25 protein-coding genes and 1 pseudogene are annotated in these 25,884 nt (G+C 55.1%); 20 read left to right on the forward strand and 6 right to left on the reverse strand.

The features are described 5' to 3' along the window. Nucleotides 1-23 precede the first annotated feature (23 nt). The 5 genes from D781_RS12400 to D781_RS12420 all read left to right on the forward strand — a co-directional run bounded on the left by D781_RS12400 (nucleotide 24) and on the right by D781_RS12420 (nucleotide 5,294). Nucleotides 24-866, forward strand: a complete 843-nt coding sequence (locus D781_RS12400; protein ID WP_015672677.1) for a fructose-bisphosphate aldolase — start codon at nucleotides 24-26, stop codon at nucleotides 864-866. A 124-nt stretch (nucleotides 867-990) separates the two neighbouring features. After that, nucleotides 991-2,592: a sensor histidine kinase gene (locus D781_RS12405; RefSeq protein WP_015672678.1), complete on the forward strand. Its 1,602-nt coding sequence runs from the start codon at nucleotides 991-993 to the stop codon at nucleotides 2,590-2,592. Nucleotides 2,593-2,595: 3 nt separating this feature from the next. Further along, nucleotides 2,596-3,312, forward strand: coding sequence for a two-component system response regulator DcuR (gene dcuR, locus D781_RS12410; protein ID WP_015672679.1), 717 nt, complete (start codon nucleotides 2,596-2,598; stop codon nucleotides 3,310-3,312). Between the two features lie 450 nt (nucleotides 3,313-3,762). Continuing rightward, nucleotides 3,763-4,308, forward strand: coding sequence for a hypothetical protein (locus D781_RS12415; RefSeq protein ID WP_015672680.1), 546 nt, complete (start codon nucleotides 3,763-3,765; stop codon nucleotides 4,306-4,308). Nucleotides 4,309-4,454: 146 nt separating this feature from the next. Beyond that, a complete protein-coding gene (locus D781_RS12420) occupies nucleotides 4,455-5,294 on the forward strand; it encodes an alpha/beta hydrolase (RefSeq protein WP_015672681.1) in 840 nt (279 codons plus the stop codon). Nucleotides 5,295-5,360: 66 nt separating this feature from the next. Here D781_RS12420 and D781_RS12425 read toward each other — a convergent pair whose 3' ends face one another. Beyond that, nucleotides 5,361-5,777, reverse strand: a complete 417-nt coding sequence (locus D781_RS12425; RefSeq protein WP_015672682.1) for a hypothetical protein — start codon at nucleotides 5,775-5,777, stop codon at nucleotides 5,361-5,363. Between the two features lie 233 nt (nucleotides 5,778-6,010). Next, entirely contained in the window at nucleotides 6,011-6,559 is a 549-nt protein-coding gene (locus tag D781_RS12430; RefSeq protein ID WP_015672683.1) for an XRE family transcriptional regulator, read from the reverse strand. A gap of 96 nt (nucleotides 6,560-6,655) precedes the next feature. On the opposite strand from D781_RS12430, the gene D781_RS12435 reads away from it, so the two are divergent. From D781_RS12435 to D781_RS12450, 4 genes are all read left to right on the forward strand, one after another. Continuing rightward, the gene (locus D781_RS12435; protein ID WP_138111576.1) at nucleotides 6,656-7,330 is read left to right on the forward strand and encodes an AzlC family ABC transporter permease; all 675 of its coding nucleotides are present in this window, start codon (nucleotides 6,656-6,658) and stop codon (nucleotides 7,328-7,330) included. Continuing rightward, nucleotides 7,330-7,650 (forward strand): AzlD domain-containing protein, encoded by a 321-nt coding sequence (locus D781_RS12440; RefSeq protein ID WP_015672685.1) that lies wholly within the window; start codon nucleotides 7,330-7,332, stop codon nucleotides 7,648-7,650. The genes D781_RS12435 and D781_RS12440 overlap by 1 nt, the downstream gene beginning before the upstream one ends. Before the next feature lie 155 nt (nucleotides 7,651-7,805). Then, on the forward strand, nucleotides 7,806-8,939 hold the full coding sequence (ampC, locus tag D781_RS12445; protein WP_015672686.1) for a class C beta-lactamase: 1,134 nt from the start codon (nucleotides 7,806-7,808) through the stop codon (nucleotides 8,937-8,939). A gap of 327 nt (nucleotides 8,940-9,266) precedes the next feature. Further along, complete coding sequence (locus tag D781_RS12450; RefSeq protein ID WP_015672687.1) at nucleotides 9,267-10,295, forward strand: fatty acid desaturase; 1,029 nt, start codon at nucleotides 9,267-9,269, stop codon at nucleotides 10,293-10,295. Between the two features lie 75 nt (nucleotides 10,296-10,370). On the opposite strand, the gene D781_RS12455 is transcribed toward D781_RS12450, so the two are convergent. Continuing rightward, nucleotides 10,371-10,883 carry a hypothetical protein gene (locus tag D781_RS12455; protein WP_041411812.1) on the reverse strand — a complete coding sequence of 171 codons (513 nt, stop codon included), beginning with the start codon at nucleotides 10,881-10,883 and terminating at the stop codon, nucleotides 10,371-10,373. 170 nt (nucleotides 10,884-11,053) lie between these two features. Between D781_RS12455 and D781_RS12460 the strand changes: the two genes are divergently transcribed. The 11 genes and pseudogenes from D781_RS12460 (at nucleotide 11,054) to D781_RS12495 (ending at nucleotide 23,579) form a co-directional block, all read left to right on the forward strand. After that, nucleotides 11,054-11,428 carry a VOC family protein gene (locus tag D781_RS12460; protein ID WP_015672688.1) on the forward strand — a complete coding sequence of 125 codons (375 nt, stop codon included), beginning with the start codon at nucleotides 11,054-11,056 and terminating at the stop codon, nucleotides 11,426-11,428. Nucleotides 11,429-12,437: 1,009 nt separating this feature from the next. Next, nucleotides 12,438-14,258, forward strand: coding sequence for an acyltransferase family protein (locus D781_RS12465; protein WP_015672690.1), 1,821 nt, complete (start codon nucleotides 12,438-12,440; stop codon nucleotides 14,256-14,258). Nucleotides 14,259-14,697: 439 nt separating this feature from the next. After that, entirely contained in the window at nucleotides 14,698-16,296 is a 1,599-nt protein-coding gene (locus D781_RS12470) for a tryptophan halogenase family protein (protein ID WP_015672691.1), read from the forward strand. Further along, nucleotides 16,296-17,381, forward strand: a complete 1,086-nt coding sequence (locus D781_RS12475; protein WP_015672692.1) for a monodechloroaminopyrrolnitrin synthase PrnB family protein — start codon at nucleotides 16,296-16,298, stop codon at nucleotides 17,379-17,381. Before D781_RS12470 ends, D781_RS12475 begins: the two co-directional genes overlap by 1 nt. Before the next feature lie 39 nt (nucleotides 17,382-17,420). Beyond that, nucleotides 17,421-19,124: a tryptophan 7-halogenase gene (locus tag D781_RS12480; protein ID WP_015672693.1), complete on the forward strand. Its 1,704-nt coding sequence runs from the start codon at nucleotides 17,421-17,423 to the stop codon at nucleotides 19,122-19,124. Nucleotides 19,125-19,146: 22 nt separating this feature from the next. Then, nucleotides 19,147-20,235 (forward strand): Rieske 2Fe-2S domain-containing protein, encoded by a 1,089-nt coding sequence (locus D781_RS12485; RefSeq protein WP_015672694.1) that lies wholly within the window; start codon nucleotides 19,147-19,149, stop codon nucleotides 20,233-20,235. Nucleotides 20,236-20,655: 420 nt separating this feature from the next. Further along, nucleotides 20,656-20,831, forward strand: a pseudogene (locus D781_RS23235) (IS5/IS1182 family transposase); the annotation flags it as partial. Nucleotides 20,832-20,975: 144 nt separating this feature from the next. Continuing rightward, nucleotides 20,976-21,932: a hypothetical protein gene (locus tag D781_RS23660; protein WP_015672695.1), complete on the forward strand. Its 957-nt coding sequence runs from the start codon at nucleotides 20,976-20,978 to the stop codon at nucleotides 21,930-21,932. Between the two features lie 51 nt (nucleotides 21,933-21,983). Further along, nucleotides 21,984-22,310 carry a hypothetical protein gene (locus D781_RS23665; protein WP_124014448.1) on the forward strand — a complete coding sequence of 109 codons (327 nt, stop codon included), beginning with the start codon at nucleotides 21,984-21,986 and terminating at the stop codon, nucleotides 22,308-22,310. 396 nt (nucleotides 22,311-22,706) lie between these two features. Further along, nucleotides 22,707-22,895 carry a hypothetical protein gene (locus D781_RS24140; protein WP_233494086.1) on the forward strand — a complete coding sequence of 63 codons (189 nt, stop codon included), beginning with the start codon at nucleotides 22,707-22,709 and terminating at the stop codon, nucleotides 22,893-22,895. A 21-nt stretch (nucleotides 22,896-22,916) separates the two neighbouring features. Next, complete coding sequence (locus D781_RS12495) at nucleotides 22,917-23,579, forward strand: tyrosine-type recombinase/integrase (RefSeq protein ID WP_071823831.1); 663 nt, start codon at nucleotides 22,917-22,919, stop codon at nucleotides 23,577-23,579. Between the two features lie 316 nt (nucleotides 23,580-23,895). Here the strand turns inward: D781_RS12495 and D781_RS12500 are convergent, their stop codons facing one another. The 3 genes from D781_RS12500 to yobA all read right to left on the reverse strand — a co-directional run bounded on the left by D781_RS12500 (nucleotide 23,896) and on the right by yobA (nucleotide 25,574). After that, nucleotides 23,896-24,237 (reverse strand): YebY family protein, encoded by a 342-nt coding sequence (locus tag D781_RS12500; RefSeq protein WP_015672696.1) that lies wholly within the window; start codon nucleotides 24,235-24,237, stop codon nucleotides 23,896-23,898. Nucleotides 24,238-24,305: 68 nt separating this feature from the next. Then, nucleotides 24,306-25,187 carry a copper homeostasis membrane protein CopD gene (gene copD, locus D781_RS12505; protein WP_015672697.1) on the reverse strand — a complete coding sequence of 294 codons (882 nt, stop codon included), beginning with the start codon at nucleotides 25,185-25,187 and terminating at the stop codon, nucleotides 24,306-24,308. A gap of 3 nt (nucleotides 25,188-25,190) precedes the next feature. Beyond that, a complete protein-coding gene (yobA, locus tag D781_RS12510) occupies nucleotides 25,191-25,574 on the reverse strand; it encodes a CopC domain-containing protein YobA (RefSeq protein ID WP_015672698.1) in 384 nt (127 codons plus the stop codon). Nucleotides 25,575-25,884: the final 310 nt, after the last annotated feature.

A 25,884-nucleotide genomic window follows, 5' to 3' on the forward strand; every position in this document is an offset into this window, starting at 1 on the left:
GACCAATCAGACGGAGACTGGAGATGCAAATCGGCAATAAGGCGAGGATGAACCGGCTGTTTAATCAGGGGAAATGTCTGGATGTGGCGATCGATCACGGCATCGCCAATGAGCCGGATTTCTTGTCCGGCCTGGAGAATATCGAACGGGTGATGCACAGCCTGATCGCCGCCCGGCCGGACGCCATTCAGGTCAATTACGGCCAGGCCGATCTGCTGCAAAACGCCCCGCAGCGCGACAAACCGGCGCTGGTGATGCGCACCGACGTCGGCAATGCCTATAACGCCGCCCGCCACCGCGAAATGTGGGCGGTGCTGCATAACCCGGAGCAACCGATCCTCGCCGCCCTGCAGATGGACGCCGCCGCGGTGGTGGTCAATCTGTATATGATCCCGGATGAACCCGGCATTTTCCGCCAGTGTGTTGAGAACATCGGTCGTTTGCGTCACGCCTGCGAGCGCTACGCCATGCCGCTGATGGTCGAGCCGCTGGTTATGGCGCCGGCCGGCCAGGGCGCCGCCTACGGCTCAATCGGCGACGTGGAAAAGATGGTGCCGCTGGTGCGTCTGGCGCGTGAGCTGGGCGCTGATATCATCAAGGCCGACCCGACCGAGCGGGTGGAAGATTTTCACCGCGTCGTCGAAGCGGCCCGCTGCCCAACGCTGGTGCGCGGCGGCGGCAAGGGCGAGCTGCGCGCGGTGCTGGACAAGTCTGCCGCGCTGATGGCGCAGGGTGCCAGTGGCATGGTGTACGGTCGCAACGTTTATCAGCACGATAACCCGGCGCAGGTGGTGCGCGCCTTGATGGCGATCGTGCATCAGGGCGCCGACGGTGAACAGGCGCTGGCGCTTTACCAGCAGTCATAACGCAGCGTCATAGCGTAAAATAACCCCGTACCCGCCGCCGGCCGTGGAAATCTGCAGCCGGTAACTGCGCCCGTCCCTTTTCCCCGTTAGAATAACGCGTCGCAACCTGCTCCGGAGAATTCTCATGTCCCAGCCAAGGCTCCCGCTGAAGCTCAGCACCTCGGTCACGCTGATGGTGTCCGCCATTATCGCCTCGGTGCTGATGGTGGTGTACGCCCTGTTTTTTGTTCAGATGAACCATGAAGGGCAAAGCCAGCTGCAGCGCAAGGCCATGGCCATCGCCGAAACGCTGGCGCTGTCCGACACCATCGTCGACGGGCTGCAGAGCCGGCGGCAGGACGGCGCCATTCAACGCTTTGCCGAGCAGGTGCGCCAGCATAACGAACTGCTGTTCGTGGTGGTGCTGGATATGGACGGCATCCGCTATTCACACCCCAAGCCGGAGCTGATCGGCCATCACTTTATCGGCAACGATCTGGCGCCGGCACTGCGCGGCCAGCTGAACAGCGCCATCAACCGCGGCGCGTTGGCCCCGGCGCTGCGGGTATTTGTGCCGGTTTATAATCCCCGGCACCAGCAGATCGGCGTAGTGGCGCTGGGCATCGCGCTGGACACCGTCGAGCGCGTTATCGACGAGAGCCGTTGGATTATCTACTGGACGTTGGCCTTCGCCGCACTGGTCGGTTCGCTGGGCACGTTCTGCCTGGTAAAAGCGTTGAAACGCATTATGCTCGGCTTTGAGCCTTACGAAATCTCCAACCTGTTTGAACAGCGCAATGCGATGCTGCAATCGATTAAAGAAGGCGTGATTGCCGTCGATAATCAATCACGTATCAGCATCGTCAATGATGAGGCGAAACGGCTGCTGCGCCAGAGCGGGCCGTTTGAAAACCTGCTGATCGAGGCCGCCAGCAAACACTGGCCGGCGCAGCTGCATCTGGCGGAGGTGCTGGAGAGCGGCAAGCCGCGGCGCGACCGGCAGATCGCATTCAACGGCAGTGAACTGCTGGTGAATACCGTGCCGGTGATCGTTCAGGGTCAGGTGGTGGGCGCCATTGCCACCTTCCGCGATAAAACCGAGGTCAGCCAACTGCTGCAGCGCCTCAGCGGCATGACGCAGTACGCCGACGCGCTGCGGGTGCAGTCGCACGAGTTTATGAACAAGCTGCACGTGATCCTCGGCATGCTGCATATGAAGGCCTATCAGCAGTTGGAAAACTACGTGATCAATACCGCCAGCACCTATCAGGAAGAGATCGGCACCCTACTGCTACGGGTGAAATCGCCCGAAGTCGCCGGCTTTTTTATCGCCAAAATCAACCGCGCGCAGGAGGCCGGCATCGATCTGGTGATTGACGAAGACAGCCTGCTGCCGGAAACCGCAGATGCGGAAACCACCCACGTGCTGATCAGCGTGCTGGGTAATTTAATCGAAAACGCCATTGAGGCCATCGATGGCGAAGAAGGACATGAGATCACCCTAAGCTTCCATCACAATGATAATCATTTACACTGTATCGTCAGTGACGACGGTCCAGGCATCGATCCGATCATCGGCTCACGCATTTTTGAACAGGGATTTTCAACCAAAGGGTCGGGACGCGGCATCGGCCTGGCATTAATTCTCAGCCACCTGCAAAAGCTGGGTGGCAGTATTGATTTTGACTCTGAACCGGGTGAACTGACCCAGTTCTATGTGCATATTCCCTATCAGGCCAAGAGCTAAAACATGATTAACGTATTGATTGTCGATGACGATCCGATGGTGGCAGAACTCAATAAATATTACCTGAGCCAGGTCAAGGGCTTCCACTGCCAGGCCACGGTGGCGACGCTGGCGCAGGCGCAGGCCCTGCTTACCGACGGCGGCGCCAGGATCGATCTGGTGCTGCTGGATATTTATATGAAGCAGGAGAACGGGTTGGATCTGCTGCCGGCGCTGCGCGAACTGGGCGAGAAGACCGACGTTATCGTTATCTCCTCCGCCAGCGACGTCAATACGGTACAAAAGGCGCTGCATTACGGTGTGGTGGACTATCTGATCAAACCGTTTCAGTTTACCCGTTTCAAGCAGGCGTTGAGCCACTATCAGCAGCAGTCGCACCTGCTGGCGCAGCGCACGTTCTGCGCGCAGTCCGACGTAGATAACCTGCTGCGCCGCCAGCCAAACGGTAATGAAAACAAGAAGCTGCCGAAAGGGCTGACCAGCCTGACGCTGCGCACGGTCTGTGAATGGATTGAACAGCAGCACGACGAGGAGTTTTCTACCGATAATCTGGCTAACGCCATCGGCATCTCGCGAGTGTCATGCCGTAAATATTTAATTTACCTGGCCGACAGCGAAATCCTCAGCACCCGCATCATGTACGGCGCCACCGGCCGGCCGGTGTATCTCTATCAGCTCAATGCCGACGCGCTGAGCCTGCTGCAAGCCTACTGCCGCTAACCCGCTTTCTCCCCGCGCGCCGACACACGCCGTGCGCGCTGCCCCGCCTTTCGTCCATGCCTGCTTCAGACGCTTGTTGCGTCGGCGGTGCATAAAGCCAACAAAGTTTAGCGAAAAACGTAAGTTTTCCTAACAATTTCAAAACATCTTGCTAAGTTAATATTTGCGTCACAATTAATTAATAAAACAACAGTAATAAAACTGTGTGAATAGAATTATTCCTAAAAAACTCACTTATCCGATGAGCGAACCAGAAATACAATCAATTGATATATATTGAATTTATAAAAAAACACACGATTTATAACTTTTTAACATGGGTTTAATACTTAATTAAACTTTGATCATCAACGTGATCTGGTTCTAACTTTATAGGCGAAAGGATGAATAACTCTCGCTTGGATGCTTACCCTGTTAATGCAAAACCCTGCAAGGTTTTTAGGAGGATTTATGGCTGATAATATCGTGAAAGACGTCGCTGACACCGCAAGCGATCTGGTGGGTTCCGTTACCGGCACCGCCGGCGATCTGGTTGGCGGCGTGTCTGGCACCGTGGGCGATCTGGTCGACTCTACCGTTGACAACGCCACCGGCGCTATCGGCGGCGTCGTTGACGCTGTAACTTCAGGCAGCGGCGGCCTGTGGGGTGTCATTAGCGGCGTAGCCGGCAGCGTTGGCGGCCTGCTTTCCGGCGTAGCCGGTTCTCTGCTGGGCCTGGTGGGTGATGTGGCTGGCACCGTAGGCGACCTGGCTGGCAATGTGACTGATTTTGTCGGCGGCGTGCTGGATAAAATCAGCGACCTGGGCGGCGATGTCGGTAAAGTTGTAGATCACGTCACCGACGGCGTAACCGATGGCGCAACCGACGCTACCGACGCGCTGATCTCTGCACTGGAACACACCGGTGGTGACGTTGCCGCTGCTGCTACTCCAGCTGCTGTAGAAGTTAACGGCGTAACTGACGCTGCTGACGCTGCCGTACACCACGCAGCGTAATATCCGGACTCATAATATCGCTCTGCGGCCGCACTGGCCGCAGACACAAAATAACCGGAACGCAATGATTTTCAAATATTCTCCAGGGTTTGCTGCGCCACGCTGAGTGGCTGGCATCATTTTATTGTTATTCATGGGGGTGGGAAATGAAACCAGAAACAGAAATTGTTCGCGTCGGTGACTGGCAGGTCTATGTAGAGCGATATATTTATCCAGGCGTCACGGATTCCGTCATTTGCGTTAATGGATCTTTTTCAACCACGCTGGCTTTTCGCAGCTGCGTACGTAACTTCAAGAACCGGGTTAACGTCATTCTTTTCGATCTGCCGTTCCTTGGTCAGTCCCGTGAGCATAATGACTTAACCAAACCGCTGTCGAAAACCGATGAGGTTTTCATTCTGCAGAGTTTGATTAACCATTATGAACCGTCTTATCTGCTCTCCATCTCCTGGGGCGGATTGGCAGCATTGATGGCGCTTTCCTCCCGCCCTCGCTCCATCCGCAAAGCCGTGGTGGCATCGTTCTCCACCAAGGTGAACGACGCGATGAATTACTACGTCAGTCAGGGCAAGAAATTACTGGATGAAGGTAAAGGCGACGAAGCGGCGATGCTACTCAATACCGAGGTTGGCAAATATCTGCCGAATCTGTTGAAGCAGGTGAACTACGAACACTTGAGACAGTTTGACGAATCAGCGCAAAAGCAGGTGCGTTACCACGTTGCACAAATTACCGAATTTAACCAGGCGGACTATATCGATACCTTCCGGCAAATCGATACGCCGATACTGTTCATCAACGGCGAGCAAGACGAATACACTACAGCGCAAGATATTAAGGAACTCAGTAACTATATCAATAACTGCGAATTTATTACCGTACCGCAGGCTGGCCACTTTATTTATATGGAAAGCCGCTTTGCGGCTGATTATTTCAACGACGTGATGAACGGTTTCCTATTTGTTGAAGAAGCGATGGCCTCCTGAAAAGGTGCCGCCGCACGCTTAAAGGCCGGATGTTAACAGCGTCCGGCCTTGTGTTTGCTATCCGCGTTAATCCCAGTTAATGCTCCCGCACAGGCTGGGATCGCGCCCTTCGTCATCCCACTTCAGACTGCCGCGATACGCCGGCGGCATACAGTTGACCTGATAGTCTCTGGCCGCCGGGCGCGTACTGTGCGGATGCCGTCCGCCCCGCTGTTCCCCCAGCATCTGCGTGCGTTGCCGCTGGCGCTGATAGTCCGCCAACGCCTCGGCCTGCTCCCGGCTCTCCGCCCGCTGATTATCCTGCGCCAGTTTTTCCGCATTCCATATCTGATGGCGCGGCGCAGATTTACGTGACGGCGGCGTATCGGCCGGTTTCTGCTCGGCCGCAGCCGGCGGGTGGTATTGTAAATCAAAGGCGGCGCCCGACGCCGCAGACGCCGCGCCCATCAACACCGCCATCAATAGCGGCACGTTCCGTTTCATCAACATTCTCCTGAAATCCCTGTTTATGTGAATGCTCTACCGGGGATGCCTGCCGCCAGGATCCCCCGGCCCAACCGCCGCGACGCTGAACGTCACAGGCGTGGGAAAAATTAATTAGCATTCTTATTAATGGCTATAAAAACGGCAGGCGTTCGGATTATAAGTGACGGCCAAATGAGAATGAAAGTAATTACGCTGATTACAATAGTTAATAAAGCCGACGCACCAGCGGCTCAGTTCTGCTCCGAAACCAGCACCGCCAGCGTATCCGGCTCCAGCGCCTGGAAGATGTGCGGCCTGTCGCCGGGGTAGCAGATATAGTCGCCGGCATACAGTTCGACCGGCGCTTCCGTCAGCCCGACCAGCGCCCGCCCTTGGGTAATAATAATGTGCTCCACCGAACCGGGAGAATGCGGCTGTGAAATACGATCGGCGCCGGGCTGGGTGGTCAGCAGATAAATATCGCGCCGTGCGCCCGGCGGGCAGGTCGCCAGCAGCGCGGCGGTATAGTTAGCCATTTCCGCCACCACCGTTGGCCCTTCGCCGCGGCGGATCACCTGCGTACTGTTTTGCTGCGGCTCCATCAGCCTGGCAAACGGAATATCCAGGGCAACGCACAGCGCCCACAGCGTTTCCAGACTGGGATTACCGTTCGCCGCCTCCAGTTGCGACAGCGTGGATTTGGCAATGCCCGCGCGCCGGGCGACCTCCGCCAGAGAAAACCCCGCGCGCTGGCGTTCACGCATCAGCGCCTCGGCAATAATGGCTATCGGTTGCGTCATAAATACGTCACTCTTTCCTTATAACGAACGATCGTTCGACTTGTAAAACAGCTTGGCATTGTTCATTATAACAGAACTTTCGTTCGTTATAAGGTAATGGAGATGAGGCTCAACCGCTTTGGCGCGCTAAACGGTAATGTGGTCAAAGGCATCGTGCTGGTCTGCCTGGCCGATGGCATCGTGGGCGTTTCTTACGGATCGCTGGCCATCGGCTACGGTTTCCCGCTGTGGGTGCCGCTGGGGCTGTCAGTATTGGTGCTGGCCGGCGCGTCCGAGTTTCTGTTTATCGGCATTGTCGCCGGCGGCGGCAGCCCATTTGCCGCCGCTACCGCCGGACTGCTGGTCAACGCGCGCCATATGCCCTTCGGCATGGCGGTGAAGGATTTAATCGGCCACGGCCCGGCGCGCTTCCTCGGTTGCCACATTATGAATGATGAAAGCGTGGTGTTCGGCGTATCGCAATCGACGCTGGCGGCGCGTAAGGCGGCTTACTGGCTGTGCGGCCTCGGCATTGCGCTGTGCTGGCCGCTGGGGGTGATTATCGGCGGTTCCATCGGCAACCTGATCCCGGACGTGCACAGTATTGGTCTGGACGCCGTTTTCCCGACGATTCTCCTGGCGCTGATCGTTTCGGCGCTGAAGAACCGCCGCACCCTGCTTTCCGCCGCCTCCGGCACCGCGTTTGCACTGGCGGCCGTGCCCTGGGCACCCATTGGCATGCCGGTGCTGTTTGCCCTGCTGGGCCTGCTGATCAGAAAGAGGACGCGTTAATGTCACTGCAATCCGTGGTTATCGGCATGATTATCCTGGCCGCCGGCACCTATCTGCTGCGCCTGAGCGGCGCGATGCTCGGCCGGAAGATGTCCTTTTCCACCGCCACCCGCGATCTGCTGGCGGATGCCGCCACCACGCTGCTGTTGGCGGTCGCGGTTATCGCCACCCTGTTTGAGGACCAACATTTCGCCGGCGCGGCGCGGGTGGTCGGCGTCCTGACCGGCCTGCTGCTTACCTGGCGTAAAGTGCCGCTGATTATCGTGCTGATCGCCGCCGCTGCGGTGACCGCGCTGCTGCGCTGGTTGGGCCTGCCCTGATCAGGATTATTCGCATAATTAATGATAATAACGATACGCAACTGTTCTATGATGTAGTTTCAGCGCAACAGGAAAATTTGCGCATTAACGATCGGCGCCGAACCTGCGGGTTCGGCATTCCCAGACATCTGATGCATCCTCGGTTACCTTTAATTATGCTGAAAAAAACGCTTACCCTGCTTCCCCTGTGCCTGGCCCTGCTGCCGGCATTCAGCCACGCCGTCGATAAGACGGACATCGACAAGATCGTACAGCCGTTAATGGAAAAGTATGCGGTGCCGGGCATGACCCTCGCCGTTTCCGTCGACGGCAAACCGCAGTTTTATAACTATGGCGTAGCCTCCAAACAGAGCAAACAGCCGGTTACGCAGAACACGCTGTTTGAGATCGGCTCGCTGAGCAAAACCTTTACCGCCACGCTGGCCGCCTACGCGCAGCACACCGGCAAAATTGACTGGGCGCAGCCGGCCAGCCATTACCTGCCGCAGCTGCGCGGCAGCGCCTTCGATCGTGTCAGCCTGCTGAACCTGGCGACCCATACCTCCGGCCTGCCGCTGTTTGTCCCGGATGAGGTTACCAATGAACAGCAACTGATGGACTATTATCGCCAGTGGCAGCCGTCGCACCCCATCGGCAGCTACCGGGTGTACTCCAATCTGGGCATCGGCCTGCTCGGCATGATTACCGCCAACAGCCTGAAGCAGCCGTTTGCCGCCGCCATGGAGCAGCGCCTGCTGCCGACGCTGGGAATGACGCACAGCTACCTCAATGTGCCGCCGGCCGCCCAGAAAGATTATGCGCAGGGCTATAATAAAGACGATAAACCGGTGCGTGTTACCCCCGGTCCGCTGGACGCTGAATCTTACGGCCTGAAGTCCAGCAGTAGCGATCTGATCCGTTACCTGAACGCCAATATGGGGCTGGTCAAGGTGACGCCTGACTGGCAACAGGCGCTGGATGGCGTTCATCGCGGCTACTACCGCGCCAGCGAGTTTACTCAGGATCTGATGTGGGAAAGCTACCCGTATCCGGTGAAGCTGGAAACGTTGCTGGCAGGCAACGATGTGAAGGTGATCATGGATGGCACGCCGGCGCAGGCGATAACCCCGCCACAGGCTCCTCAGCAGCAGGCCTGGTACAACAAAACCGGCTCGACTAACGGCTTTGCCACCTACGCGGTATTTATCCCCGCGCAAAAAACCGCCGTCGTGATGCTGGCGAATAAAAACTTCCCTAACGATGAGCGCGTAAAGGCGGTTTACCAGATCGTCCAAAGCCTGGCGCACTAACCGCCGTCTTCTCTTAGGGGGCTTCTGCCCCCTATTCTCCCCCTTTAATTCCATTCACTTCGCGATAGTTTTCCCTGCGCAAAAATCCGAAACAGCAGAATCAAATACGGGAAACACCAGACATTATTCACTGAATAATCAGCAGATAAATCATTCCTGAACAAATCTATCGCCCGCACCAAAACTTAAGTGATGCTTGATAATTTGCTCATTATTTCTACCTTACTTATTGCATGGAAATCATCCTGGCTGACATGGCCGGAGGCAGCCGCTCAGGGAGCCTGAAGAGCACTCGACAGCAGTTAACCGGATAGCGAGGACGTATCAATGGTCGATGAACCCCAGCCGCTCAGCCTGCCCGAGCGGGTAAAATATATCCGCAAAAACATTATCGCGGCAGGCAGCGACGTTAAGCAGCGTTTCCCCGTGTTGAAATATCAGAACGCCATTGGCCTTGGCATCTTGCTCTTCGCGCTGTTTTCAATGGTCATCGTCTCGGCACTCTATCTCAATCAGCAGATTCCCTGGTGGCTATGTCTGATCCTTAATGCGCTGTGTCTCTCTTTAGCCCATGAGATAGAACACGATTTAATCCATAGCCTCTACTTTAAAAAAAACCGCTTTATGTACCACCTGATGATGGCCCTGGTGTGGATCGTCCGGCCGAGCAGCGCCAACCCGTGGGCGCGCAAAACGCTGCACCTTAAACATCATCAGTATTCCGGTTCAGAGCTGGATATTGAAGAGCGCGCGCTCAGTAACGGCACCCGCTGGGGCGTGCTGCGGCTGCTGATGACGGCGGACCTGATGGTGGCAATGACCGTCGTCGCCTGGCAGGACAAAGATAAAGGCAACCGTCTGGGGATGGTGATGACTGGCCTCAAGGCGTTCTTCCCCGTTGCTTTTCTGACCTGGGGGCTGTGGTATCTGTTTCTGCTGGTACACGGGGTGGACATCGCCGCAGCGCTGTTCGGCATGCCGATTACCTGGTCCGCCGGTGCGCAGGCGCTGATCGGCGATCTTGATATGTTGGTGGTGGTGCTGATCGGCCCCAATATTCTCTGGAGTTTTTGCCTGCACTTCGTCAGTTCAAATATGCATTATCATGGCGACGTAGAGCACAATAACCTCCTGCAGCAAACTCAGGTGATGAATCCTTGGTGGCTATGGCCGCTGCAGCTGTTTTGCTTTAATTTCGGCAGTACGCACAGTATTCACCACTTTGTGGTTAATGAACCGTTCTATATCCGGCAGTTGACCGTCGCAAAAGCGCACCGCGCGATGAGAGAAATGGGCGTCAGGTTTAACGACTATGGCTCCTTCAGCAGGGCCAACCGCTGGAAAAGCGCCGACTGAGCGGCAACAGCGCGAGAAGCGTACGCCCGGCGCCGCCTGAGTAAAAGGGCCGGGTCGTGCCGTTCTCGCGCCCGCTTACATTACCGAGTGCATATCCGCATTAGCCGTGGCAACACCGTTAGCTTCAATAGCACTGTGGGCGACCACCGCATTATCATGGGCATCTTGGTACAAATTAAATTCCGCATCGCTGGTTTTTTCCTGCTTGCCGTCCAGCAGGCCATCGAACCAATTTTTAATCCCGTCGAAAATATGGCCAGGTTTATCCGTCAACTGATCGTACTTATCCTTGATATCGTGGAAGATATCCCCTACTTTACCGGCCAGATCCTTCACGCCTTCCAGAGTATCCTTAAAGAATTTGAGCGGTTTGCTAAATAGATCAGAAATATTGCTGACGCGATCGTGAATAAAATCCCCCACCTCCGTGAACAATCCTTTTACGGTTTCAATGACGCCTTTGGCAAGATCAGAGGACTCAGAGTTTAAAGAATTAAGCGTATCTTTAACGCCGGCAATAAATTTAACGATCGGTTCACGCAGCTTTTCCGGTAACGCGCTCAGGAAATCATCTTCATTATTGAACATAGTACCCCCAGATAAACCATCAATTGTGATACTCAGGTCTTATTTTTTATAGTTGTAAAGCCGCTCCCCGTCAAAACGAGGAAGAAGAAAAAACCGCAGCGCGGCAGTATACCCGGCCCGCACGGCTATACTGGAGTGAGCGCACGGCTCATCACTGGTAAGGGGAAGCTATGTTTGACCACGTAAAATTTGGCGTTAGCGACTATGAGGCCAGCAAAAATTTCTTTCTTAAGGCACTAGCGCCGCTGGGCGTGAGCGTGGCGGATGAAGGCGCGCCGGACTATGGGATAGAGATCGCCGCCCCCGACAATACCTCACTGTGCCTGTACCAGACCACGACGCAGCCGGCGCAGCTGCATCTGGCGTTCATCGCCGACAGCCGCCGGCAGGTGGATGATTTTTACCAGGCGGCGCTGGCGGCCGGCGGTAAAGATAACGGCAGGCCGGGCCTGCGTCCCAATTATCACGCCAGTTACTACGCCGCCTTTGTGATTGCGCCGGACGGCCATAATATCGAAATGGTTTGTCATCGCGTTGAGGAATAAGAATCACAGCAAGGGGACGGAGCTGCCTGTGCGGCAGTGAACAACGACAGGCTGAAAAATGGCTAAATTTACCGTTTCTAAGCTGCCTGTACGGCAGTGAACTGTTGCAGATTAGCACTAGCCCATTGTTTTTAAAAACACTCCTGCCGATTACGCCCGAAAAGGCTCTTTTTCTCGCATTCAATTCAACCGATATATATCAACAGATTAGCAATAGCGTAAAAAAAAGGGTCTGCATAGCCGGAGCCATAAAGCAAACAACCGACGACCTGGCTAGCCCGATACCATTATGCCGATAGTAAATATCTGCCCCGCTGTTACGCCCTCGCTCCCACCCTTTAGCCGCCTGACTCCCAACCTTGGCCACTTCTGGTTATACTGGATCGCCAATAATTCGTAAGGCAAACAGGTTGCTTTACTCACACGCCTGCTGGCGTGCGAATAACGAAACAGATAACCAAACGACTGGAAGGTAACATCATGAGATTAGTGATAATAGTAATGGTTGGCGTACTGGTTTGCCTGGGTATGATGAGCTTCTTGCAGTATGTCAGCGAGCAACCCTGGGGACAGTAGCCAACAGAGATCACGTAAAATTCAATACGCCAGCATCAGCGAAAATACAGTAAGCAACATCAGCAGTGGCGTGCGGTATCCCATTTCAATGCAACAGGGATTTTTCCTATAAATCGCCGCCACGGCCGCGACTCAATCTACCGCCCATGCCTCATTTACATTAAAAATTTGTTACTTACACATCTTGACATAGGCGGACGCCCATCCTTAACAAAATCTTAACACTATGTAATTTATAATTTTTATTTATTTAATGCTCACTTCTCCCTTCCGGCACTCTACAAAAATAATAAATAATTGGCCATTATCCTAAAAATTGTAGAATTTAATCCATCCGACAATCCGCTAAAAATAAGAATTAACCGCGTTGCTGTACTCTCTAGCAAAATGCTATTTTCTAGGATCTTTCTTGTTTCCTGGGTGTTAGTGAAAAATGAACTTTAGACTGGACATTAATGGATTAAGATTTCTTGCCGTTACGATGGTGGTCTTATTCCATTTTAAATTCGAATTTGCATATGGTGGTTTCGCTGGGGTTGATATATTTTTCGTTATTTCCGGTTTTTTAATGAACGAAATATGTCAAAAGCAGATAGGGAAAAAATCATGGGTGATTGATTTTTATAGAAAAAGGTTCAAGAGGATATACCCTGCGCTATTGATGATGGTCATCTTCACCTTTTTACTCGCACTGTATTCCGAAACGCCTAACGGCGCCAAGGAAGAGTTTAGGCAAACGCTTAGCGCTTTGACCTTCACCTCTAATATTTACTACCTGTTGCACAGCGGCGGGTATTTTTCCGCAACATCTGACTTCAACTGGTTATTACACACCTGGTCGCTGTCCGTTGAATGGCAGTTTTACTTAATATTCCCGCTAATTCTGTTCATTGGCACCTTATTTAAACATTACAAAAGTCATTTTTATCTATTAATTATTCTTTGCTCGGTACTGCTCTGCATTCTATTTGGCAAATCACACCTGAGTGCAAACTTCTATTTGCTGCCCACCCGTATGTGGGAGCTGATGATCGGCGCCTATGTGTCTGCCTCGCGGCTTAAAAATCCCTATGCCAAACAGACCGAAATCGTCGCCGTTATTGTATTGATCGCCTTCTTCCTGTTTGTGAAAGAGAGCGCCCCCTGGCCAGGCGGAATGACGCTGATCCCGGTATTAGCGACCGGTGCCATCATCCATGCCAATCTCAGCAACAGCGAAACATTGTTCAAAAACAGCGTCATACAGAGTATCGGCTCCGCATCCTATTCCATCTACCTTTTCCACTGGCCGGTGGTCTCATTTATGGCCAATAACTCCATTGAGTTTACAACGCTCAATGCAACTATCGGTATCATTCTGTCTTTCGCGTTGGGTTATATCTCTTACAAATACTTTGAGCGCTTGTTCAGCAAGAGCTACGCCTACCTGGCCTCTGCCGCCACCGCATTCGCCGCGCTATCCTTCGGCGCAACGGCAACAGAAGTCAATAAACACTGGGTATCGCCCAGTACTATCGCGCTGGAAAAATTCAAAACTTATGCAGCCAGCCCTGAAGGGATCCGACAATTCGGTAATCAGAACCGTACCTGCTTCCTGTCAACCAAGACCAATGATATTTCATTTTTTGATAAAGAAGTCTGTTTAAAAACCGCTGACGATAAGAAGAATATCCTGGTGCTGGGCGACAGCCATGCGGCCGAACTCTACCAGTCGGTCAATGAAGTATTCGCTGATTACAATGTCATGGAGGCGGCAGCATCCGGCTGCATGCCGGTAAATGGCAAGGCCGGTGAGAAACGCTGCACCGATTTGTTCAACTATATCTATAACGACTTCCTGGTAAACAACAAGGTGGACTATATTCTGCTATCCGCCAATTGGATGGTAAACCAGGATCAGGGACTGGCGAAAAAACTGACCGAAGTCATTAATAAAATTGGTAAGGATAAGGTATTTATTGTCGGGCAGACCAAGACCTTCAGCATCGATTTTTACAAGATTGCGCAAAAAACCCCGGAAAGTAAAATAGAAAAGCTGGTCACCAAAGAGTCAAGGGCAAGTAACCGCTGGATGTCGGAACAGCTGGCGCAAGGCGGCATCAACTACATTGACGTATTTGATCTTAACTGTAATCAGGAGCGTTGTGATTACATCGACAAAGACAACGTGCCGATGATGTTCGATAAAAACCACCTGACCAAAACATGGGCCGATTCATATGTGAAACATATCAGAGCCAGTGTTGGTCTATAAACTCCACCAGGAAAAGGGTTGGCGACAACCCTTTTCATTTACCTTTATTTACATTAAATCTTCTGCTCCTCCCCTGCCTTGCCCAAGCTAGATTAGCTTGCCGTCCTACTATCCGTTTATTTTTAAGCACGTACTGCTTCCCCCCTACACTTCACAGCGAAAATAATAGGACGGCGCGCCATACGCTCAGCAACCAGTGCAAGAAAGTGTTGCTCGGGGATTTAACATATTGTTTTCAACAATAAACAAAACGGATCGAATATAACTGCGTGATAATCGCTACTCTTCATAAATATACCTTTCAGCCCGCGTTGAGTTTCCCGCGAGAGCGGCGTGATGCCGTTAAATCGGAAGCGGCATTTGCACTTTTTAGACTAAAGTCTAACCTGAATTAGACCCCAGTCTAATACCTCCATCGGCTCCTAATGGGAGAAGTGTCATGAGCAAACCGATCAAGAATATTGTTATCGTAGGCGGCGGCACTGCGGGTTGGATGTCCGCCTCGTACCTCGTCCGGGCGCTCCAACAGCAGGCGAATATTACGCTTATCGAGTCTGAGGCGATCCCACGGATCGGCGTGGGCGAAGCGACCATTCCGAGCTTGCAGAAGGTGTTCTTCGACTTCCTCGGAATACCGGAGCGGGAGTGGATGCCCCAGGTGAACGGCGCGTTCAAGGCCGGCATCAAATTCGTCAATTGGAGAAAACCTCCCTCTCCCTCGCATAACGATTACTTCTACCATTTATTCGGCAACGTGCCGAATTGCGACGGCGTGCCGCTCACCCATTACTGGCTGCGCAAGCGCGAACAGGGTTTTCAGCAGTCGATGGCATACGCCTGCTACCCACAGCCCGGAGCGCTCGATGGCAACCTGGCGCCGTGCCTGCACGACGGCAGCCGTCAGATGTCACACGCGTGGCACTTCGACGCGCACCTGGTGGCCGATTTTCTCAAACGCTGGGCTGTCGATCGCGGGGTGAACCGCGTGGTCGACGAGGTGGTGGAAGTTAAGCTGAACGAACACGGCTTCATCTCCAGCCTGCTCACCAAGGAAGGCCGGCAGTTGGAAGCAGACCTGTTTATCGACTGTTCCGGCATGCAGGGACTGTTGATCAATCAGGCTCTGAAGGAGCCTTTCATTGATATGTCCGACTACCTGCTGTGCGACAGCGCGGTTGCCTCCGCCGTCCCCAACGACGATACACAGGAGGGAGTCGAACCCTACACCTCGTCGATCGCCATGAACGCGGGGTGGACCTGGAAGATCCCGATGCTGGGCCGCTTCGGCAGCGGCTACGTCTTCTCAAGCAAGTTCACCTCGCGCGATCAGGCCACCAGCGACTTCCTCAACCTGTGGGGCCTTTCGGACAATCAGCCGCTCAACCAAATCAAATTCCGGGTCGGGCGCAACAAGCGAGCATGGGTTAACAACTGTGTTTCCATCGGGCTGGCGTCGTGCTTTTTGGAGCCGCTGGAATCGACGGGGATCTATTTCATCTACGCGGCGCTTTACCAACTCGTGAAGCACTTCCCCGACACCGCGTTCGACCCACGCCTGGCTGACGCATTCAACGCCGAGATCGTCTACATGTTCGACGACTGCCGGGATTTTGTTCAGGCGCACTATTTCACCTCCTCGCGTGAAGATACCGCATTCTGGCTCGCCAACCGGCACGAACTGCGGCTCTCCGACGCCATCCAGGAGAAAATTGAGCGCTACAAGGCAGGCCTGCCGCTGACCACTACCTCGTTCGACGATGCCACCTACTACGATACCTTCGACTTTGAATTCAAGAATTTCTGGTTGAACGGCAACTACTACTGCATCTTTGCCGGCCTGGATATGCTGCCTGACCGCTCGCTGCCGCTTTTGCAACTGCGACCGGAATCGATCGATAAAGCCGAAGCGATGTTCGCCAGCATCCAGCACGAGGCCGAGCGTCTGCGCACCAGCCTGCCGACAAACTATGATTACCTGCGCTCGCTGCAGAAAGGCTACGCGGAACAGTCGCGACCCGCATCACCGGAGATCCTGTAGTGGAACGCATTCTGGATCGGGCTGGTGCCTTTGCCGCCACCCACGCGGCCGTGGCGGCCTGCGATCCGCTGCAGGCGCGCCCGCGGGTACTGCAGTTGCCGGGTCTGAACCGTAGCCAGGACGTGCCTGGCATTGTCGGCCTGCTGCGCGAGTTCCTGCCGGTGCGCGGCGTGCCCGCCGGTTGGGGCTTCACCGAAGCGGCCGCCGCGATGCGGGATATCGGTTTTTTCCTGGGATCGCTCAAGCGACACGGACAAGAGCCAGCAGACGCGGTGCCCGGGCTAGAGCCGCTGCTGCTCGACCTGGCGCGCATCACCGAGATGCCGCCGCGTGAGACGCTTTTGCATGTGACGGTCTGGAACCCTTCAGCGGCCGACGCGCAGCGCAGCTATTCCGGGCTGGACGACGAAACGCACCTGCTCGAGAGCGTACGCATGTCGATGGCGGCGCTCGAAGCGGCCATCGCCGTGACCGTCGAGCTGACTGAGGTGCCCCTGCGCTCGCCCGCGTTTGTGCAGGGGTGTGACGAGCTGGCCGCCTATCTGCAAAAAATGGTTGAATCGATCGTCTACGCGTACCGCTTTATCTCGCCGCAGGTCTTCTACGATGAGCTACGCCCCTTCTACGAACCGATTCAAATCGGAGGCCAGAGCTACCTTGGCCCCGGCGCCGTAGAAATGCCCCTGTTCGTACTGGAGCATGTGTTGTGGGGCTCGCAATCGGATCATCCGGTTTATCTGGAATTCAAAGAGACCTACCTGCCCTACGTGCTTCCTGGATACCGCGCGGTCTACGCCCGCTTCGCCGGGAAGCCGGCGCTGGTAGACCGCGCGATCGCCGAGGCGCAAGCGGCCGGCGCGCAGGACGAATCCGTCCGGGCCGGGCTGACGGCCCTCAACCGGCTCTTCGTGATCCTGCTGCGCTTCCGGGCGCCGCATCACCAATTGGCGGAACGGGTATACGAAGCCGGACGCAACGGCCCCTCAGTCGGCAGTGGCGGATACGCGCCCAGCATGCTCGGCGACCTGCTCACGCTCACGCTGGCCGCACGCTCCCGCCTCCGCAGCGCTCTCAATCCGTCCTGAGCGTAACCATCGTTTCCTCTCATTAGGAGATTTGCCCTCATGACTCAGAAGAGCCCGGCGAACGGGCGCGATAACCACCACTTCGATGTGATCATCATCGGCTCGGGCATGTCCGGCACCCAGATGGGAGCCATCCTGGCCAAACAGCAGTTTCGCGTGCTGATCGTCGAGGCGTCGTCGCACCCGCGCTTCACTATCGGCGAATCGTCGATTCCCGAAACCTCGCTGATGAACCGCATCATCGCCGATCGCTACGGCATTCCGGAACTCGACCACATCACGTCGTTCTACTCGACGCAGCGTTACGTGGCGTCGAGCACCGGCATCAAGCGCAACTTCGGTTTTGTGTTCCACAAACCCGGCCAGGAGCACGATCCGAAGGAGTTCACGCAGTGCGTCATTCCCGAGCTGCCCTGGGGACCGGAGAGCCATTATTACCGGCAAGACGTCGACGCCTACCTGCTGCAGGCCGCCATTAAATACGGCTGCACGGTGCTCCAAAATACGAAGGTGACCGAATTCCACGCCGATAAAGACGGCGTCGCGATTACCACCGCGCAGAACGAACGCTTCACTGGCCGCTATATGATCGACTGCGGAGGCCCGCGCGCGCCGCTCGCGATCAAGTTCAATCTCCGCGAAGAGCCGTGCCGCTTCAAGACGCACTCGCGCAGCCTCTATACGCATATGATCGGGGTGAAACCATTTGACGAAATCTTCAAGGTCAAGGGACAGCGCTGGCGCTGGCACGAGGGAACCTTACACCACATGTTCAAAGGCGGCTGGCTCTGGGTGATTCCGTTCAACAACCACCCGCGTTCGACCAACAATCTGGTGAGCGTCGGCCTGCAGCTCGACCCGCGTATCTACCCGAAAACGGACATCTCCGCACAGCAGGAATTCGACGAGTTTCTGGCGCGCTTTCCAAGCATTGGGGCGCAGTTCCGCGACGCCGTACCGGTGCGTGACTGGGTCAGAACCGACCGCCTGCAGTTCTCGTCGAGCGCCTGCGTCGGCGATCGCTACTGCCTGATGCTGCACGCGAACGGCTTTATCGACCCGCTCTTCTCCCGCGGGCTTGAGAACACCGCGGTGACCATCCACGCGCTCGCGGCGCGCCTTATCAAGGCGCTGCGCGACGACGACTTCTCCCCGGAGCGCTTCGAGTACATTGAGCGCCTGCAGCAAAAGCTTTTGGACCACAACGACGACTTCGTCAGCTGCTGCTACACCGCGTTCTCGGACTTCCGCCTGTGGGACGCCTTCCACCGGCTGTGGGCGGTCGGCACGATCCTCGGGCAGTTCCGGCTTGTGCAGGCCCATGCGCGGTTCCGCGCGTCGCGCAACGATGGCGACCTCGATCATCTCGATAACGATCCGCCATACCTCGGCTATCTGTGCGCGGACATGGAGGGCTACTACCAGCTGTTCAATGATGCCAAAGCCGAGATCGAGGCCGTGAGCGCCGGCCAGAAGCCGCCCGAGGAGGCCGCGGCGCGGATTCACGCCCTCATCGACGAACGGGATTTCGCCAAGCATATGTTCGGCTTCGGCTATTGCATCACCGGGGAGAAACCGCAGCTCAACAACTCAAAGCACAGCCTGCTGCCGGCGATGAAGCTGATGTACTGGACACAAACCAGCGCGCCGGCAGAGGTGAAAAAGTATTTCGACTATAACCCGATGTTCGCGCTGCTCAAGGCGTACATCACCACCCGCATCGGCTTGATGCAGAAGAAGTAGCCGGCCGTCGAGGAACCAAACGATGAACGACATTCAATTGCAATCAGTGAGCGTCAAGGATCATCCCCCGAAGGCGTACGACGCGACCACCTCCGTCGCCGCAAGCTGGTACGTTGCGATACGCTCCAGTGAGCTCAAGGACAAGCCGAAGGCGCTGACGCTGTTCGGCCGTCCGTGCGTGGCATGGCGCGGCGCGACAGGACAGGCCGTGGTGATGGACCGCCACTGCTCGCACCTCGGCGCGAACCTGGCCGACGGACAGGTCAAGGATGGCTGCATCCAGTGCCCGTTTCATCACTGGCACTACGACGAACAGGGCCAGTGCGTGCACATCCCCGGGCACAGCCAGACGGTGCGTAAACTGGAGCCGGTGCCGCGCTCGGTGCGCCAGCCGACATGGATCACCACCGAGCGCTACGGCTACGTGTGGGTCTGGTACGGCTCCCCGCAGCCGCTGCATCCGCTGCCCGAAATCACCGCCGCCGACGTCGATAACGATGACTTTATGCACCTGCACTTTGCGTTTGAGACCTCCACGGCGGTGCTGCGCATCGTCGAGAATTTCTACGACGCACAGCACGCAGCTCCCGTGCACGAGCTGCCGATCTCGGCCTTCGAACTCAAACTGTTCGACGATTGGCAGCGCTGGCCGGAGCTAGAGCCGCTGGCCCAGGCGGGCGCGTGGTTCGGCGCCGGGATCGACTTCACCGTGGACCGCTACTTTGGCCCCTTCGGCATGTTGGCGCGCGCGCTTGGTCTGAATATGTCGCAGATGAACCTGCACTTCGATGGCTACCCCGGCGGCTGCGTGATGACCGTCTCCCTGGACGGCGACTTCAAATACAAGCTGCTCCAGTGCGTGACGCCGGTGAGCGATGGCAAGAACATCATGCATATGCTTATTTCGATCAAAAAGGTGGGCGGCGCCCTGCGCCGTGCGACCGACTACATGCTGTTCGGGCTGCAGACCAGACAGGCGGCGCAGTACGACGTCAAAATCTGGAACGGGATGAAACCGGACGGCGGCGGCGCGTACAGCAAGTACGACAAGCTGGTGCTCAAGTACCGGGCGTTTTACCGCGGCTGGGCCGACCGCGCGGTCAGCGAGTAGTGATGTGCGAGTTGAGGATCCTACCCGGATCGGGTTCGAAGACGTCGTTTCGCCGGGTGCTGACAAACCCGGCGAGCGGCGTCACAACGTAAGGCCTGCGGGCCAGTTCGGACTCGCGGCCGGCCGCAGCGCGTGGTCTGTATACTGTCACGGTTATACCCATCGACAAGGAGCGTCTATGGATACGGTGAATGATGTCCATCAGCTACTAAAAAATATCATGGCATTGGGATGCCCTTATCAACCATTACATCGCGCATATCATTCAACGCTGCCAGCATTTCATCGTTTGATAGCACACTGTCATAAACCGCCAGGCCGCCGGCGATCCCCCGAAGCTATCAGTTGACTGGTAGTCACCTCTCTGAGAGGAGCACTCTGGGATTTGATGATTATTCTGACGCAGAGTGCAGGTATGCTGGCCGGAGCAAGGTACGTGCCGCATATCGTAATCGGTACGTTGCTGCACGGTGCTTTGGCCGTCTGAAAGAATTCCGCCGCATTGCCATACGTTGCGACAAAATGACGAGAAATTATCTGGCAATGTTGAAACTGGGTGCAGCATCCGTCCATTTTATCAAAAACTATGCAATTAAGGGACGTGTCCTAATCTTAAATAAAAAAACTAATATTAAGTTAAAATTAAATTTCCTAAAAAAACAAAAAAATAATTGGATGTTTGTTTTTTTCTGAAATACCGTAAGCGGAGTGGATTCCAGCTAATAAGGTAATAGTACATTGTGAACAAAAAAACAATCCTTCATATACTTTTATTCCTCCCCGTACTACTCTCGGGATTGAAGATAAGTACAACACACGCTGCATCAATAACACCGCCTTTAACAGGAAAACAAATCGCCGCTGATATGAAAAAACGCTTTTATGACACAGCTGATACCTGCGGCGATGACCCCGCCTGGTTTTGTAATGGCATAATAATACGTGCCGCAAATGCCAGTCCCCGTTATTACGCCTGGGAAGCCAGCCCAAGCTCCATCAGTCGCGGGGGGGTATCATTCTCCTATTTTCGCAGCGATTTGAATACCACACATTTGCAGTCTTCCCGCTCTCAGGGATTCACCCTCAAAAGTGGGAGAGACAGCGCGGCATATGCCCACCCTCTGGAGGTCCTCTGTTCGTTTCCTTATGATGCAGATACCATGACCCGTACCCACCAAGGCTGCGGCGCGGCAAGTGATTACGCTGAAGAAAGCCGGGAGTGCGCATCCCAGGGAATTACCACCGCAGAAAAATGGCTTGAGCATTTCAATTCTGTAGCGCCTGCCAGTCAAAAGCGCTATCACCATCAATGCTCCTTTGACGCCAGCACTCATGCCTTTGCCACCAGCCTGGAAGCCCGTCGTTTAACGGATATGCAGGATCAGTTGGAAGCCTGGAGTCAGAATGAGCTCTCCGTTGCTGCCTGGCCTGCCGGTATTGGTGAACAATTACCGATCGAATCCTTTTTTTATGTTCAAGGATTGAATGACGGTACAATGACAGGCCGAGAAGGCGCTAAATATATGCAGTCAGACTATTTTCAGCAAACAGGCATCTGGGTGCCAGTGATAAAAATTACTCTGCCAGGAGAAGAATCACAAGACTTCAACTTTGAATTTATTGAGTCCGACCAAAGTACTATTGAGGATGAAACGCTTAGAGTTATAGAAATTTTATCTATCATTCCATGGGAATGAAGCCTCACAAACAAAATCTTAATGAGCACACTAAAACAACCAGGTCATTTTATGAAAAAAGCACTTTTAGTCACTTTGTTATTAATTACTTCTTCGTCGGCTTTTGCAGGCAACCCTATGAGCGATGGGCGTAGCTGTGATGCCGATTATTATCCCAACAAAATAATAACCGGCATAAATAACTCGTCTAACTGGTTAGATAACGGACCTGGGTTTAATATTAAAATTGACGGAGCTTGGTATGGGAAGTCAGTATCTGAAGATACTAAAGGCCACCTGAACGGTCTTTACCAAACAGCTATGGTCGCTTACCTGCTCAAAAAACCAGTTAATGTATGCCTTAACGGAGGGCGACTAAGAGGATTAGAGTTGAATTAATTAAAACTCATCCCCACACTAAGTAAAAGACCACCTCCTGAGGAGGTGGTTTAAAGCTTGCAATTAAGTTCGGGAAGGCCCCTTTGGTTTTGGTCAGTTTCCTGAACTGGCGATGGACCGATTCGATAGCATTTATGGTGTAAATTACCTTGCGGATATAGCTTCAACATATGCCTACCTGATAGCCCGGTGCCGTACCGGGCCTTTTTTTAGTTATTCCACCAATAAACCAGGTTCCTTCCCGGCCTGATTCTTCTAATTTTCCTGCCCGATCAGTCTGACAGTGCTGGCATCTCTACGCGCAAATCCAGCCAGCGATCTGCTGGGATATCGATCGGCTGCCCTTCTTTGTATCCGTCAATGATGTTACGCGCGAACGTCGGCGCAGACGAGTGCGTGCAGTGGAATGTCTACACGCTAAATTCGTGGCTCGAGCGTTACGACGTCATTTTTAAGCACCGCAATCTGGCCGATGCCACGTATAAAGTCCGCCGCGGGCAGATTGCGATCGTCAGCGAAAAACTGGACGGCATGGTGCTATCAAAAATCACGACGCGGCACGTCACCGAGTTCCTGGAATTCTAGGTCGCCCAAGATAAAAAGACCATGGCGACGACCATGCGATCGGTGCTGTCAGATATTTTCCGCGAGGCGATTGTCGAGGGGTACATCGAAAACAACCCCGTCACCCCTACTCGCGCGGCAAAAGTCACAGTGAAGCGGGAACGGTTGGAGCTGTCGCAATATCTCCAGATCCGCAAAGCGGCCGACCAGCTGCCGCCGTGGTTCGGTTTGTCGATGGATCTGGCGCTGGTCACCGGGCAACGCAGGGAGGACGTCGCACTGATGCGGTTCGACAACATCACGAACGGGCGCCTGCAGTTCGAGCAGGGGAAGACCGGCGTCAAATTGTCGCTGCCGCTGGATCTTGAACTCGCGGCCACCGGCCTGACGTTGCGCACGGTGATAGATCGCTGCCGGTTGACCAGCACTACCGATTTTATGATCAGCGCCGGCATTCGAAAAAACAGCCCGGACGGCGCCCTGCACCCTGACGGATTAACGAAAAAGTTTGTCGCGGCGCGGCGGGCAGCCGGGATTGAGTTTACAGAGAGTCCGCCAACGTTCCATGAAATCCGGAGCCTAGCCGGCCGACTGTATGAGCGGGAAAAAGGAAAGGAATTTACGCAGAAGCTATTAGGGCATAAATCCGAAGCAATGACGGGAAAATACCTGGACTCGCGGGGGAAAGAATACGTGATGTTATAAAAGACCGAATACAGAAATTCGGACGAAATTCGGACATTTTCGGACAAGCGGAAATAAAATCATTAAAATCAATTAATTAAAAAAAGACCGAATACGATTCCTATATTCGGTCTAGGGAAATGGCTCTTGGGAGAGAGCCGTGCGCTAAAAGTTGGCATTTATTGCAGGGCTTGTTCAGCCATGCACTTTAAGCGTAGCCTACACGGCGGCTTTTGCCAGCCAGGCGCACGGCGGGTGATAGTTTCTACGTGGCATTAAATGCGTACAGAATTCACCCGATTGTTAACCTATTGATAAGCCAACGCGACGCCTGCCCCTACTTGGCGCACAGCGTTTGCGCACGCGTGCGGAACGGCTCGACGCTCATCTTTTCCCCGGGGTGATTGGCGTCATCCAGCAGGATGGTCGCCAGCGGCTGCGCACGCTGCTGGCCGGCGGCCACCTGCGCCTGGGCAATATCATTAAGCGGATACTGCATCAGCGTGCTGTTGTTCAGCACGAACAGCGCGCCGTCTTTACGGCACTGCAGCGTGACTTCCTCTTTGGTGAATGCCCACTGCTTGCCGAACTCCAGCTTGGTGACGTTTTCCAGACCTTCCGCGGCCAGTGCGCCGCCTGCGCCCGCCAGCAGTGCGAGGGCTAATAATGCACGTTTCATGTAATGACCTTCAGTAGCTATTTGGTTCAATTTTCCCGTAATCCAGGGGGATACCGCAAGTCGCAATATCACGTTGGCGCATAGGTGGCGAACAGGCTGACCAGCAGCAGTACCGCCCCGCCCAGCGCCAGCTCGCTCCAACAGGCTAAGATTACGCCGCGCTGGGCCAGATTCGGCACGCTGTGCAGCGCCGGCACAATTGCATAGCGGTTAGTCAGCGCCACGCCCACCATCAGCAGCACCAGCGCGCTTTTTATCAGCAGCAAACGCTGATACGGCGACGAAATATCCAGCGGCCAGCCGCCGACGATCATCAGGCCGTTGAGAACGCCGGTAATCAGCACCACCGCCACCGCCAGATGTCCCCAGTGGGAAAAACGGATCAGCGTGGTTACCGCTTCCGCACGCCACTGGACCGGATGCAGGTAGCGCAGGCAGACCAGCAGCGGCAGCAGGCTGCCAAACCAGTAACCGGCGGCCAGCAGATGCAGCGCATGGCTGAGGCGGTGCAGCGTGCCGAACAGGCCGCTGTGCATCGCCGCATGGCCGATAAAGGCCATGCTGATCAGCAACAATCCGCCAAGCAGCGCGCTCGCCGCGGCGCGCTGGCGCAGCGGCAACCACAGCGCCGCCAACGCACAGAGCGACAGCGCCAGATGCCAACGCCACACTTCGCCAAAGGTGGTGCCGAGCACCGCCAGCCAGATATCCCACTGATAGGTATCCTGCCAGCCGTCCCCCATCAGGCCAGCCTGTACGGCCAACAGCGCTACGGCTGAGACGGCGGCCGCCAGCGTCGAACCAGCCAGCCAAGGGCGCAGATCGCGGGAAAGTAACGCGGAGAGCCGCTGCGGCGACAGTAAGGCGGTGAACAGACCGATGCCAAACATCAGCATCACCGCCGTAAAGTGCACGAAGCGACACAGGACAAACAGAGTCGCCAGGGTCATCGCTTATTTTACGGTAAAGCTGTATTGACCTTTGGTTTTATGGCCGTCAACGGAAACCACGTGCCAGTCGACCAGATATTTCCCCGCCGCCAGCGGCTGCGTCAGCGCAATAGTGGCCTTGGCATTATCCTTGGCGTCCAGCTGCAGTTTACCGGTCTTAACCACTTGATTGTCCGGGCCGGTCAGTTTGACCTTACTGAAGCCCGGCTCAATGCCTTCCGAGAAGCTGAGCGTCAACGCCTGCGGCGCCGGGCTGACGGTGGCATCCGCCGCGGGGGTTTGTACTTTAAGGTGGGCGTGCGCTAAAACCTGCTGCGAAGAAAAACCGACAAACAGCGCGAACAGCGTGGCGAGCAGGCGAGATGAGGAGCGAATTTTACCGATCACAGTGGTATCCCTTAATACAAAGATGAGGATGGAATACCCGTCAGCCTCCGGGGTGCAGGCAGCATGGCGCTCCTGCCAGCCGAATCATTACGGGCACTCGCGGATCAAAACCACGCCAGAGCCAGAATCCCCGCGTTGCGCACGGCAACCCAATTCATTGAGGGGGAGTCAGCGGCCCCAACCCGGCATGATGGTGACGCCGCGGGAACAGGAACAGGCCGTGCATGGCGCACGCAGCTCCCCGCTCCCGGACAGCGAATCCTGTTGGATCATAACGATGAGTGATTATCAAGTCGAGCACATCACTGCC

Source organism: Serratia sp. FGI94 (assembly GCF_000330865.1).
GTDB classification, from domain to species: domain Bacteria; phylum Pseudomonadota; class Gammaproteobacteria; order Enterobacterales; family Enterobacteriaceae; genus Serratia_B; species Serratia_B rubidaea.

Coding starts and splice junctions, on each gene's coding strand:
- copD (WP_015672697.1), bottom strand. CDS start 25,187: ATGACCCTGGCGACTCTGTTTGTCCTGTGTCGCTTCGTGCACTTTACG.
- D781_RS12420 (WP_015672681.1), top strand. CDS start 4,455: ATGAAACCAGAAACAGAAATTGTTCGCGTCGGTGACTGGCAGGTCTAT.
- D781_RS12465 (WP_015672690.1), top strand. CDS start 12,438: ATGAACTTTAGACTGGACATTAATGGATTAAGATTTCTTGCCGTTACG.
- dcuR (WP_015672679.1), top strand. CDS start 2,596: ATGATTAACGTATTGATTGTCGATGACGATCCGATGGTGGCAGAACTC.
- D781_RS12430 (WP_015672683.1), bottom strand. CDS start 6,559: ATGACGCAACCGATAGCCATTATTGCCGAGGCGCTGATGCGTGAACGC.
- D781_RS23665 (WP_124014448.1), top strand. CDS start 21,984: ATGAAAAAAGCACTTTTAGTCACTTTGTTATTAATTACTTCTTCGTCG.
- D781_RS12415 (WP_015672680.1), top strand. CDS start 3,763: ATGGCTGATAATATCGTGAAAGACGTCGCTGACACCGCAAGCGATCTG.
- D781_RS12450 (WP_015672687.1), top strand. CDS start 9,267: ATGGTCGATGAACCCCAGCCGCTCAGCCTGCCCGAGCGGGTAAAATAT.
- D781_RS12480 (WP_015672693.1), top strand. CDS start 17,421: ATGACTCAGAAGAGCCCGGCGAACGGGCGCGATAACCACCACTTCGAT.
- D781_RS12470 (WP_015672691.1), top strand. CDS start 14,698: ATGAGCAAACCGATCAAGAATATTGTTATCGTAGGCGGCGGCACTGCG.
- D781_RS12425 (WP_015672682.1), bottom strand. CDS start 5,777: ATGAAACGGAACGTGCCGCTATTGATGGCGGTGTTGATGGGCGCGGCG.
- D781_RS12460 (WP_015672688.1), top strand. CDS start 11,054: ATGTTTGACCACGTAAAATTTGGCGTTAGCGACTATGAGGCCAGCAAA.
- D781_RS12495 (WP_071823831.1), top strand. CDS start 22,917: ATGGCGACGACCATGCGATCGGTGCTGTCAGATATTTTCCGCGAGGCG.
- D781_RS12440 (WP_015672685.1), top strand. CDS start 7,330: ATGTCACTGCAATCCGTGGTTATCGGCATGATTATCCTGGCCGCCGGC.
- ampC (WP_015672686.1), top strand. CDS start 7,806: ATGCTGAAAAAAACGCTTACCCTGCTTCCCCTGTGCCTGGCCCTGCTG.
- D781_RS12405 (WP_015672678.1), top strand. CDS start 991: ATGTCCCAGCCAAGGCTCCCGCTGAAGCTCAGCACCTCGGTCACGCTG.
- D781_RS12500 (WP_015672696.1), bottom strand. CDS start 24,237: ATGAAACGTGCATTATTAGCCCTCGCACTGCTGGCGGGCGCAGGCGGC.
- D781_RS12400 (WP_015672677.1), top strand. CDS start 24: ATGCAAATCGGCAATAAGGCGAGGATGAACCGGCTGTTTAATCAGGGG.
- D781_RS12455 (WP_041411812.1), bottom strand. CDS start 10,883: ATGTTCAATAATGAAGATGATTTCCTGAGCGCGTTACCGGAAAAGCTG.
- D781_RS12435 (WP_138111576.1), top strand. CDS start 6,656: ATGGAGATGAGGCTCAACCGCTTTGGCGCGCTAAACGGTAATGTGGTC.
- D781_RS12485 (WP_015672694.1), top strand. CDS start 19,147: ATGAACGACATTCAATTGCAATCAGTGAGCGTCAAGGATCATCCCCCG.